Origin of the sequence: Pseudomonas sp. N2-3-1-14, assembly GCF_041228395.1 — a bacterium.
GTDB lineage: Bacteria > Pseudomonadota > Gammaproteobacteria > Pseudomonadales > Pseudomonadaceae > Aquipseudomonas.
Genome location: NZ_CP166199.1, coordinates 3906801 through 3918666 on the forward strand (window position 1 = coordinate 3906801; position 11866 = coordinate 3918666).

The window sequence follows — 11866 nt, forward strand, 5'->3', positions numbered from 1 at the left end:
GGGGACCTTCGGGTCCCCTTTGTGCTTTCCGGGATTCGACAAACGCTCGTCTGGCATCGATCAAAAAGCGTGTTCGCGAAGGCGGTGTATCAGTGACAGATGAGCTGGCTGACCCTGCGCATTCGCGAGCAAGCCCGCTCCCACATGGTTTTTGGGTTGTTAGTTAGACTGGGTTTTCAGCTCCTCGATCGAGATTTCGCGCATGCGAAATTTCTGGATCTTGCCCGTCACCGTCATCGGAAACTCTTCCACGAATTTGAAATGCTTGGGCGTCTTGAAATGCGCGATGCGGCCCTTGCACCAGGTTTGCAGCTCCAGCTCGTTGGCCATATGGCCCGGATGGAACTTGACCCAGGCGACGATCTCTTCACCGTAACGCTCATCCGGAATGCCAATAACTTGCACATCTGCCACCGCCGGGTGGGTGAAGAAAAACTCTTCGAGCTCGCGCGGGTACACGTTTTCGCCACCGCGAATGATCATGTCCTTGTTGCGCCCGGCGATACACACGTAACCGTGTTCATCCATGGTCGCCAGGTCGCCGGTGTGCATCCAGCCCGCGTCATCGATGGCGTCACGGGTGCCGTCGGGGTTGTTCCAGTAGCCGAGCATGACGCTGTAGCCGCGCGTGCACAGCTCGCCGATTTCACCGCGCGCGACGGTATTGCCGGCGGTGTCGATGATCTTGTTTTCCAGCTGCGGCTGGGTGCGGCCCACGGTGGTGACGCGGCGCTCCAGGTCATCGTTGGCACCGGTTTGCAGTGACACCGGGCTGGTTTCGGTCATGCCATAGGCAATCTGCACTTCCCCCATGTGCAGCTCGCTGATGACGCGGCGCATCACCTCGATAGGGCATGTGGCACCGGCCATGATCCCGGTGCGCAAGCTGGCCAGCTCGAATTCGCCGCGGCGAGGGTGATCGAGGATGGCGATGAACATGGTCGGCACGCCGTAGAGGCCGGTGGCGCGCTCTTCGGCGACGGCGCTGAGGGTCAGCAACGGATCAAAGCCGTCATTCGGGTAGATCATCGTGGTGCCGTGGGTGATGCAGCCGAGGTTGCCCATGACCATGCCAAAGCAGTGATACAACGGCACCGGAATCACCAGCCGGTCCTGCGCCGTGAGGCCCAGGCTTTCGCCAACCATGTAACCGTTGTTGAGAATGTTGTGATGACTGAGGGTGGCGCCCTTGGGAAACCCGGTGGTGCCGGAGGTGTATTGAATGTTCACGGCCTGGTCGAAGTGCAGGCTGGCCTGGCGCCTGTGCAGCTGTTCGGGCGGGACGCCAGCACCCAGGGCCGCCAGCTGCGACCAGGGCAAAAACCCCTGCGGTGGGTTGGGGTCGAGGCTGATCATCGCGCCCAGGTTGGGGCTCAGTGCTTGCAGCATGGCGTGGTAATCGGAGCTTTTGAATGACCCGGCGCACACTAGCCATTGGCAACCGGACTGCTTGAGCACGTACTCCAGCTCACTGCTGCGGTAGGCCGGGTTGATATTGACCAGGATCACGCCAAGCTTGGCACTGGCAATCTGGGTGATGCACCACTCTGCACAATTGGGCGCCCAGATGCCCAGGCGGTCACCGGCTTGCATGCCCAGTGCCAGAAACGCACGGGCGTGCAAATCAACCGTGTGAGCCAGTTGCCGCCAGGTGTAGCGGCGTTGCTGATGGCGCACCACCAACGCTTCACCCTCGGGATAGCGCGAGACCGTGTTATCGAAGGCCTGGCCAATGGTCATGGCCAGCAAGGTCTTGTCCTGAGAGCCACGGCTGTAGCTCTGATTCGGTTGATCCATAACGACCCCTTTTGTCTTTTTTGTAAGGTGGACGGCGGCTACTTGACGTAAACGTAAACTACGATTGACAGCCTCGCAACGCAAGCTTACGTTAACGTAAAGGTGAGCGCCCTCCCCAGCGCTCAACCACACAACAACAAAGCTCACATTAAGGTGCCTGTCCATGAGTTACCCGTCCCTGAACTTCGCCCTCGGCGAAACCATCGACATGCTGCGCGACCAGGTGCAGTCCTTCGTGGCCAAGGAAATCGCGCCCCGCGCGGCTCAAATCGACAGTGACAACCTGTTCCCCGCCGATATGTGGCGCAAGTTCGGTGACATGGGCCTGCTCGGCATTACGGTGCCGGAAGAGTACGGCGGCGCCGGCCTGGGCTACCTCGCCCACGTGGTGGCCATTGAAGAAATCAGCCGAGGTTCGGCGTCAGTCGGCTTGTCCTATGGCGCGCACTCAAACCTGTGCGTCAACCAGATCAACCGCAACGGCAGCCACGAACAGAAGCTCAAATACCTGCCGAAGTTGATCAGCGGCGAGCATATCGGCGCCCTCGCCATGAGCGAGCCGAATGCCGGCTCCGACGTGGTCTCGATGAAACTGCGCGCCGAAAAACGCGGCGACCACTATGTGCTCAACGGCAGCAAGACCTGGATCACCAACGGCCCCGACGCCAACACCTTCGTGATCTACGCCAAGACCGACGTGGAAAAAGGCCCTCACGGCATCACCGCGTTTATCGTCGAGCGCGACTGGAAAGGCTTCAGCCGCAGCAACAAGTTCGACAAGCTCGGCATGCGCGGCTCCAACACTTGCGAGCTGTTTTTCGATGACGTGCAAGTGCCCGAAGAAAACATCCTCGGCGCACTCAATGGCGGCGTGAAAGTGCTGATGAGCGGCCTGGACTACGAACGCGTGGTGCTGGCGGGCGGCCCGATCGGCATCATGCAGGCGTGCATGGACCTGATCGTGCCGTACATCCACGACCGCAAGCAGTTTGGCCAGAGCATCGGCGAATTCCAGCTGATCCAAGGCAAGGTCGCCGACATGTACACCCAGCTCAATGCCAGCCGCGCCTACCTCTACGCGGTGGCGCAGGCGTGCGAGCGCGGTGAGACCACGCGCAAGGACGCCGCCGGGGTAATCCTGTTCAGCTCCGAGCGCGCCACACACATGGCCCTGGACGCCATTCAGATTCTGGGCGGTAACGGTTACATCAACGAATTCCCCGCCGGGCGCCTGCTGCGTGACGCCAAGCTGTACGAAATCGGCGCCGGCACCAGTGAGATTCGCCGGATGCTGATCGGCCGCGAACTCTTCAACGAAACCCGCTGAAGGAGCGCCCATGGCCACCTTGCACACCCAACTCAACCCGCGCTCGGCAGAATTTGCCGACAACAGCGCAGCCATGCGCCTACAAGTTGACGCCCTGCACAACCTGCTCGCCCACGTGCAGCAAGGCGGTGGCGCCAAGGCTCAGGAGCGGCACACGTCGCGCGGCAAACTGCTGCCCCGTGAGCGGATCAATCGTTTGCTCGACCCGGGCTCGCCGTTCCTTGAACTGAGCCAACTGGCGGCCCATCAGGTGTACGGCGAAGACGTGCCGGCGGCCGGGGTGATTGCCGGGATTGGCCGCGTGGAAGGCGTCGAATGCATGATTGTCGCCAACGACGCCACGGTAAAAGGCGGCTCCTACTACCCGCTCGCGGTAAAAAAACACCTGCGCGCGCAGACCATCGCCGAGCAGAACCGCCTGCCGTGCATCTACCTGGTGGACTCCGGTGGCGCCAACCTGCCGCGTCAGGATGAAGTCTTCCCGGATCGCGAGCACTTCGGGCGGATCTTCTTCAACCAAGCCAATATGAGCGCCCAGGGCATCCCGCAGATTGCGGTGGTGATGGGCTCGTGCACGGCGGGCGGTGCCTACGTGCCGGCCATGGCCGACGAAGCGATCATGGTGCGTCAGCAGGCGACCATCTTCCTCGCCGGCCCGCCGCTGGTGAAAGCGGCGACCGGCGAAGTGGTCAGCGCTGAAGACTTGGGCGGCGCCGACGTGCACTGCAAGATCTCCGGCGTGGCCGACCACTATGCCGACAGCGATGAACACGCGCTGGCCCTGGCGCGGCGCAGCGTGGCCAACCTCAACTGGCGCAAACAGGGGCAGTTGCTGCAACGCCCGCCGGTGGCGCCGCTGTACAGCAGCGAAGAGCTTTACGGCGTGATTCCGGCCGATGCCAAGCAGCCGTTTGATGTGCGCGAAGTGATCGCGCGGCTGGTCGACGGCTCGGTGTTCGATGAGTTCAAGGCACTGTTTGGCACCACGCTGGTGTGTGGTTTTGCGCACTTGCACGGCTACCCGATGGCGATTTTGGCCAATAACGGGATTCTGTTCGCCGAAGCCGCGCAAAAAGGCGCGCACTTTATCGAACTGGCCTGTCAGCGCGGGATTCCGCTGCTGTTTTTGCAAAACATTACTGGCTTCATGGTCGGCCAGAAGTACGAAGCCGGCGGCATCGCCAAGCACGGCGCCAAGCTGGTGACCGCGGTGGCCTGTGCCAAGGTGCCCAAATTCACGGTGATCATCGGCGGCAGCTTTGGTGCCGGTAACTACGGCATGTGCGGCCGGGCTTACGACCCGCGCTTTTTGTGGATGTGGCCCAATGCACGCATCGGCGTGATGGGTGCCGAACAGGCGGCCGGCGTGCTGGTGCAGGTCAAGCGTGAACAAGCCGAACGCGCTGGCGCAAGCTTCAGCGCCGAAGAGGAAGCCGCGATCAAGCAGCCGATCCTCGACCAGTATGAAACCCAGGGCCACCCGTATTACTCCAGCGCGCGCTTGTGGGATGACGGCGTCATCGACCCGCTGCAGACCCGCGACGTGCTGGCCCTGGCCTTGTCCGCTTCGCTGAACGCCCCCATCGAGCCGAGCCGCTTCGGCGTGTTCCGCATGTAAATGGAGCTGTACCCATGAGCGATTTCAACACCCTCGAACTGATCACCGACCGCCGTGGTTTTGCCACGCTGTGGCTCAGCCGCGAAGCCAAGAACAACGCGTTCAACGCCGAAATGATCCGCGAACTGATCATCGCGCTCGACCAGGTGCAGGGCGATTCGTCGTTGCGCTTTCTAGTGCTGCGCGGGCGCGGCAAGCACTTCAGTGCCGGTGCCGACCTGGCGTGGATGCAGCAATCGGCCGAGCTGGACTACCACACCAACCTGGACGACGCCCGCGAGCTGGCGGAGTTGATGTACAACCTGGCCAAGCTGAAGATCCCGACCCTGGCTGTTGTGCAGGGCGCGGCCTATGGCGGCGCGCTGGGCTTGATCAGTTGCTGCGACATGGCGATCGGCGCCGATGACGCGCAGTTCTGCCTGTCGGAGGCGCGCATCGGCCTCGCTCCGGCGGTGATCAGTCCGTTCGTGGTGCAGGCCATCGGCGAACGTGCGGCGCGGCGTTATGCCCTGACCGCTGAGCGTTTTGGCGGCCAGCGGGCACGCGACATTGGCCTGCTGGCAGAAAGTTACCCCGCCGGTGAGCTGGATCAGCACGTCGAACACTGGATCGCCAACCTGCTGCTCAACAGCCCTGCGGCGATGCGCGCCAGCAAGGACTTGTTGCGCGAAGTGGGCAATGGCGCCCTCACCCCGGCGTTGCGCCGCTATTGCGAAAACGCCATCGCACGGATTCGCGTCAGCGCCGAGGGCCAGGAAGGCTTGCGCGCCTTCCTGCAAAAACGTCCGCCCAGCTGGCAAGCACAGGAGCCGCGTTCATGAGCGCACTGACGACTGTGCTGGTGGCCAACCGCGGCGAAATTGCCTGCCGAGTGATGCGCACCGCCAAGGCCATGGGCCTGACCACCGTGGCGGTACACAGCGCCATCGACCGTGATGCGCGCCACAGCCGCGAGGCGGACATCCGTGTCGACCTGGGTGGCAGCAAGGCCACCGACAGCTACTTGCAAATCGACAAGCTGATTGCCGCCGCCCAAGCCAGCGGCGCCCAGGCGATCCATCCCGGGTATGGGTTTCTATCGGAAAACGCCGGTTTTGCTCGCGCGATTGAAGCCGCCGGGTTGATCTTCCTCGGCCCGCCCGCCTCGGCCATTGATGCAATGGGCAGCAAATCGGCCGCCAAAGCGCTGATGGAAAAAGCCGGCGTGCCGCTGGTGCCGGGTTTCCACGGCGAAGCTCAGGACCTGGACACCTTCCGCGCGGCCTGCGAGCGCATCGGCTACCCGGTGCTGCTCAAGGCCACCGCGGGCGGTGGCGGCAAGGGCATGAAGGTGGTCGAGGACGTCAGCCAACTGGCCGAGGCCCTGGCTTCCGCCCAGCGTGAGGCACTGTCGTCGTTTGGCAACGGGCAGATGCTGGTGGAGAAATACCTGATCAAGCCGCGTCATGTGGAAATCCAGGTCTTTGCCGACCAGCACGGCCACTGTTTGTACCTCAATGAGCGCGACTGCTCGATTCAGCGTCGCCATCAAAAGGTCGTGGAAGAAGCGCCGGCGCCGGGCCTGAGCGTTGCACAGCGCAAAGCCATGGGCGAAGCCGCCGTGCGCGCGGCCCAGGCCATCGGTTATGTGGGCGCGGGCACGGTGGAGTTTTTGCTCGACGCGCGTGGCGAGTTTTTCTTCATGGAAATGAACACACGGCTGCAGGTGGAACATCCGGTGACCGAGGCGATCACCGGCCTCGACCTGGTGGCCTGGCAGATCCGTGTCGCCCAGGGCGAGCCACTGCCGATCACCCAGGACCAGGTGCCCTTGATTGGGCACGCGATTGAAGTGCGCTTGTATGCCGAAGACCCGGCCAATGATTTTCTGCCGGCCACCGGGCACCTCGCGCTGTACCGCGAATCCGCACCCGGCCCGGGCCGTCGCGTGGACAGCGGGGTAGAACAAGGCGACAGCGTTTCGCCGTTCTACGACCCGATGCTGGGCAAGCTGATTGCCTGGGGCGAAGACCGTGAACAGGCGCGCCTGCGCTTGTTGAGTATGCTCGATGAGTTCGCGGTGGGCGGGCTCAAGACCAACCTGGGCTTTTTGCGGCGCATCATCGGCCATCCGGCGTTTGCGGCGGCTGAATTGGATACCGGGTTTATTCCGCGCTATCAGGCTGAGTTGTTGCCGGTGCCGGGCGAGTTCAGCGACGAGTTCTGGCAGGCCGCAGGCTCAGCGCTTATGCAGAATCTGCCGGCAGGTGATGGGCCGTGGGCGGATACGCGGGGGTTTCGCGCGGGGCTGCCTGCCGAGGTTTCGCTGCATTTGAGCAGCGGCGCGCAGGATCGTCGGGTAACGTTGGGTGGAGGCGCTGCGCAGTTACGCGGCGAGCAGTTGTGGCTTGAGCACAACGGCGTACGCCGCGCCCATCTGTCGGTGCGCGGCGAAGGGTGCGTGTACCTGCGCTGGGACGGCGAGATGCATGCAGTGAGCCTGTTCGACCCGATTGCAGCGGTCGAGGCCAGCCAATCTCATCAGGGTGGGCTCACGGCGCCCATGAACGGCAGCATCGTGCGGGTGTTGGTGGACGTCGGCCAGGCCGTCGAAGCCGGTACACAATTGGTGGTACTGGAGGCGATGAAGATGGAGCACAGCATTCGCGCGCCGCACGCAGGCGTGGTCAAGGCACTGTTTTGCCAGGAGGGTGAAATGGTTGCCGAAGGCAGTGCCTTGGTGGCGCTTGAAACAGCGGACTAAAACTTCGCCGTGGCCTGCACGACAACGCCGAGGATTCGGCATTCGTCGGTGAACAGCTGCTTGGGGTAGGTGGGATTGAGCGGCACCAGGTAACGCTGGCCGCTTTCTTCCATTAACTGGCGAAAGGTCGCCTGGGGGCTGTCGGCCCATTGGGCGACCACCAGTTTGCCGGGTTCGGCGTCAATGGCCGGGTCCACCAGAATCAACATGCCAGCGCCAATGCTCAAACCACTGGGGGCAGTCATCGCGTCTCCCGTCACCGGCAGCCAGTAGGCTTCGCCTTGGGCGTGGTAATCGGTTAGTTCAAAACGTGCGGCGCCGTAGACCGAGCGCTCTTCACGTATTTCGCAGACGCCCTTCCAGTCGCTGACCGGGTAGCGAAAATACGGGTTGTAGTGTTTTTCCAGGGGCGGGGCCTGATCGGCTTTCTGCCGAATTTCCAGCGCAACCTCCAGATACTCCAACCCTAACTCGGCGAGCACCCGGTTCATGTCCGCCAGGCTTGGCACGCGGCGCTTGTTGAGCCAATGGCCCACGCCGCCCTGAGACATGCCCAGGCGTTCAGCCAGTTCATCCTGCGTGACCTTGCGGTCTTTCATGTTGGCTTTGACCAACGCTATCCAGTTATCCATGGGCCGTGACAATACGTTGTGCAGATGCCACGACAATAAACAGTTTGTAGTAATCCATCAAATGACATAAATACGATTCGTATTAGTATCAGGCGCAGGTTTTCGACATTCACTCAGAGTAGCCACCCTCATGACGACCCGCCCGTATCATCTGCCCGGCACCGCTGAAACCGAACAACTGTCGGGGCTGCGCACCAGCGGCGCGGCCCAGCGCGCATTGGATCATTACTTGAAAGAGGATGTGTCGGCGCCGCTCCCGGACGAGAGCTTCTTCGATATCAAGCCCAACGTCAGCCACGAGGATGCCCTGGTGCATGCTTCGGAGCTGTTACGCAGCGCAGCAGCGGCGGCCTACGAACTGGCGAGCAGCCGGCAGGGCAACCAGCGGGACCTGGCGTTTTCAGTGGTGTATTTGATTGATATGGCGAAGGTGATGGTGGAGCGGACGTTGCAGTCGCCAGCGGCTCAGGCAAACGCATAACAGACACGAAGCAAAAATATTTCTATCCCACGGATAAAAACATTTGACTTGCAAATGATAATGATTATTATTGGGCTCAGCTGATCGCGAGATCAGTCGATAAACCAAGGGACCTTAGGTCGGACTCTTGGAATATCTCCTCATCAGGCTAATCACGGTTTTTGACCCGGCTCTTTGGCCGGGTCTTTTTTTTGCCAGTTTCCCTGGCATGGCTTCAGGCTAATGAAGACTGTGTGTTGCTTGATGGCGCGCATGGTAGCAAAAGACCATCTTCAAAAGAAAGCCGAACGAGCGCTCCAGGCCCGATCTTTCCGAAATAGCGCTTGAGAATCAATCTCATAGATTCTAAGCTGCTGCTGCGTCAGGGATGATGCCCCCCTCCCCCGTGCAAAAATATTGCATCAAGATTTTGCCTGACTCCTGTGTAAGATATCCGCCACAACACTCATATTCAGGCAATCAGACTATGACCGTGGCCTTGACCTCCATCAAGATCAGCACCGACTTCGACAGTGGCAACATCCAGGTTCTGGATGCGAGTGATGCCTATCAGTTATTGCTGGCGATCAAACCCGACACCCGCAGCGCACACTTCCAGTGGTTCCACTTCAAGGCCGAAGGCATGCACGTGGGCCACACCCACACCTTTCGCCTGAGTAACGCGAGTCAGTCCTCTTACAAAAATGCCTGGAGCGGCTACAACGCCGTGGCGTCCTACGACCATATCAACTGGTTTCGCGTCCCCACGCGCTTTGATGGCGAAACATTGCACATCAGCCTGGAAACCCGCGAAAAACAGGCCTGGATCGCCTACTTCGAACCCTACAGCCGCGAGCGTCACGACGCCTTGATCGAGCAGGCCTTGAACCGCGCCGGTACCCAGTTACTCGCCACCGGCAAAAGTGCCGAAGGCCGTGATATCCAACTGCTGCGCCGCGGCAAGGGTGGCGAGGGCCAGCGCAAGGTCTGGATCATCGCCCAGCAACACCCCGGCGAGCACATGGCCGAATGGTTCATGGAAGGCATCATCGAACGCCTGCAACAGGACGGTGACGCCGAGCTGAAAAAACTGTTGTCCGTGGCTGACCTGTACCTGATCCCCAACATGAACCCCGACGGCGCCTTCCACGGCCACTTGCGCACCAATGCCATGGGCCAGGACCTCAATCGTGCCTGGCAGAGCGCCAGCCAGGAAATCAGCCCTGAAGTGCTGTTCGCCCAGCAGCAGATGGAAAAATACGGCGTCGACCTGTTTCTCGATATCCACGGCGACGAAGAAATCCCCTACGTGTTCACCGCCGGCTGCGAAGGCAACCCCGGCTACACGCCTCGCATCGAAGCGCTGGAAAAACACTTTCGCAGCCACTTGAGCGCATTGACTCGCGACTTCCAGACCACCCACGGTTACACCCGCGACCTGCCGGGCGAGGCCAACATGACGCTGGCCTGCAATGCCGTCGGAGAGAAATTCGACTGTCTGTCGCTGACCCTGGAGATGCCCTTCAAGGACAACGACGATGCGCCTAACCCGAAAACCGGTTGGTCAGGTGAGCGCTCCAAACAGCTGGGCAAGGACGTATTGAGCACGGTTGCCGATATCGTCACGGCACTGCGCTAAGCCGCCCCGCCTCCGGCATCAGTCCTTGGTGCCGGTCATGCTTTGCAGCACGCCGTCACGGCGAATCAAGCCGTGAAACAGCGCCGCCGCCAGGTGCAACAGCACCGTCAGAAACAGCAGATACGCCAGATACCCATGGGCCTTGCGCAACACCGCAAACAACGGCGCATTCGCCCCCACCAGCGCCGGCAACTGCACTGAACTGCTGAGCATCACCGGGTCACCGGCCGCCGAAATCATCGCCCAGCCCAGCAACGGCAACACCAGCATCAACGCGTACAACAGCACATGAGAGGCCTTGGCTGCCAACCTTTGCCACAGCGGCAAATCATCCGGCAGCGGCGGTTGCCGAGTGGAAAAACGCACCACCAGCCGCACGATCACCAGCGCCAGAATCGCAATCCCCAGCGGCTTATGCAGGTGAATCAGCCACTCATGGCGCTCCGACACCGACGCCGCCATGCCCGCACCGATAAACAACATAGCGATGACCATCAGCGCCATCAGCCAATGCAGCACACGCGCCAGCGGCGCGAAATAGCGTGGTTGAACATTCATGGCTTCGACTCCTGAGGGGCGCTGTGCAGCGGGCTGACTTCACCGGCACGACGCACGTACGAGCTGGCGTAGGCTGCCGAACGCGCCGCCAGCAGCGGGTCGTCGGAGGCCTGGATACCACTGGGCAAAATCAGCGGATCAAAGTTGATATCACGGCAATCGCCGTCCGCTTGCGGCTGGCTGCTCTGCAGTACCAGGGTGCCGGCGTTGAGCACCTTGTGTTCGCCGGTCCAGGTTTTGCTCGCATCGTCCAGCGGGTCGCCGGGGTTGGCCAGGGTCATGTTCAACTGCCAGCGCAGCGGGCCGGATGCCAGACGCTGCACCAGGTCTTTTTCAAGAAAGTCACTGCCTGAAGGCGCGGTATCGCCCGCTGCATCCTGGCTCTGCGGCACGACGCCCCAACGCACTGCCTGGCGCTTGCCGTCAGCGCTGACCAGATAAAACGCATTGATGCCGTTGTAGGTTTCTGTCGCATAGCTGGCCGACGGCTTGGCCGTCTTGACCCACGCCAGGAACGGCGCGGTCTCCGGGTGCGCGGCAAAAAACGCCGGCATGCCCGCCGGGTTCGGCTTGCCGGTGGCCGGGTCTGGAGCGCCCGCCTTGAGCATCTGGTAAAAGGCTTCAGGCGTGCCCACCGGGAACACCGGCATGCTGTTCATCCCCGTGCGCCATTGCTGGCCGTTGGCTTGGCTGAACTGCAAGGCAAAGCTGCGGATCGGCACACTGCTGTCCGGCGCGTAAGGGTTGCCGCTGGGCAAGGCAAATCGACCAATCACCGGCGTTTTCGCTTCGCTGAACACTTGGGCACTCGAATACGCCCGCGCCTCGGGGCTGCTCTCGAAGTAACCCGCCACGCACACGCCCTTGGCATGGTTGCGGCGAAAGCCAGGGTGCAGGCCGTTATTGGTTTCCAGGGCATTAACCAGGGTTTTGGGGCGCAGGCGCTGTGGGTCGAGGGTGCCGTTGACGTAGGCAAACGCCCCGGCAACAACGGCAACCACGGCACCGATACCGGCGAGCCGTGCGATCAGGCTCGCGGTACTCAACGCAGGACGGGGCGGTGATGAGTGATCTACCATGAAGTGACTCCAG

10 protein-coding genes are annotated in these 11866 nt (G+C 61.6%); 6 read left to right on the plus strand and 4 right to left on the minus strand.

Features of this window, described 5'->3' with window-relative positions:
• Window positions 1–159 precede the first annotated feature (159 nt).
• Window positions 160–1797: an AMP-binding protein gene (locus AB5I78_RS17885; protein WP_369303200.1), complete on the minus strand. Its 1638-nt coding sequence runs from the start codon at window positions 1795–1797 to the stop codon at window positions 160–162.
• Between the two features lie 163 nt (window positions 1798–1960).
• On the opposite strand from AB5I78_RS17885, the gene AB5I78_RS17890 reads away from it, so the two are divergent.
• The 4 genes from AB5I78_RS17890 to AB5I78_RS17905 are packed head-to-tail and all read left to right on the plus strand — an operon-like array spanning window position 1961 to window position 7485.
• Window positions 1961–3124 carry an isovaleryl-CoA dehydrogenase gene (locus tag AB5I78_RS17890; protein WP_242199379.1) on the plus strand — a complete coding sequence of 388 codons (1164 nt, stop codon included), beginning with the start codon at window positions 1961–1963 and terminating at the stop codon, window positions 3122–3124.
• A gap of 10 nt (window positions 3125–3134) precedes the next feature.
• Window positions 3135–4742 (plus strand): carboxyl transferase domain-containing protein, encoded by a 1608-nt coding sequence (locus AB5I78_RS17895; protein ID WP_369303201.1) that lies wholly within the window; start codon window positions 3135–3137, stop codon window positions 4740–4742.
• Window positions 4743–4756: 14 nt separating this feature from the next.
• Window positions 4757–5563, plus strand: a complete 807-nt coding sequence (locus AB5I78_RS17900) for a gamma-carboxygeranoyl-CoA hydratase (RefSeq protein ID WP_242199373.1) — start codon at window positions 4757–4759, stop codon at window positions 5561–5563.
• Window positions 5560–7485, plus strand: coding sequence for a biotin carboxylase N-terminal domain-containing protein (locus tag AB5I78_RS17905; protein WP_369303202.1), 1926 nt, complete (start codon window positions 5560–5562; stop codon window positions 7483–7485). Before AB5I78_RS17900 ends, AB5I78_RS17905 begins: the two co-directional genes overlap by 4 nt.
• Here AB5I78_RS17905 and AB5I78_RS17910 read toward each other — a convergent pair.
• A complete protein-coding gene (locus tag AB5I78_RS17910) occupies window positions 7482–8117 on the minus strand; it encodes a LexA family protein (RefSeq protein ID WP_369303203.1) in 636 nt (211 codons plus the stop codon). The two genes, AB5I78_RS17905 and AB5I78_RS17910, sit on opposite strands and share 4 nt — an antisense overlap.
• 130 nt (window positions 8118–8247) lie before the next feature.
• On the opposite strand from AB5I78_RS17910, the gene AB5I78_RS17915 reads away from it, so the two are divergent.
• The gene (locus AB5I78_RS17915; RefSeq protein ID WP_145163974.1) at window positions 8248–8598 is read left to right on the plus strand and encodes a DUF3077 domain-containing protein; all 351 of its coding nucleotides are present in this window, start codon (window positions 8248–8250) and stop codon (window positions 8596–8598) included.
• A 466-nt stretch (window positions 8599–9064) separates the two neighbouring features.
• A complete protein-coding gene (locus tag AB5I78_RS17920) occupies window positions 9065–10216 on the plus strand; it encodes a M14-type cytosolic carboxypeptidase (RefSeq protein ID WP_369303204.1) in 1152 nt (383 codons plus the stop codon).
• Between the two features lie 18 nt (window positions 10217–10234).
• Here AB5I78_RS17920 and AB5I78_RS17925 read toward each other — a convergent pair whose 3' ends face one another.
• On the minus strand, window positions 10235–10774 hold the full coding sequence (locus AB5I78_RS17925) for a cytochrome b (protein WP_106578819.1): 540 nt from the start codon (window positions 10772–10774) through the stop codon (window positions 10235–10237).
• Window positions 10771–11853 (minus strand): catalase family peroxidase, encoded by a 1083-nt coding sequence (locus AB5I78_RS17930; protein ID WP_242199361.1) that lies wholly within the window; start codon window positions 11851–11853, stop codon window positions 10771–10773. The genes AB5I78_RS17925 and AB5I78_RS17930 overlap by 4 nt, the downstream gene beginning before the upstream one ends.
• Between the last annotated feature and the right edge of the window lie 13 nt (window positions 11854–11866).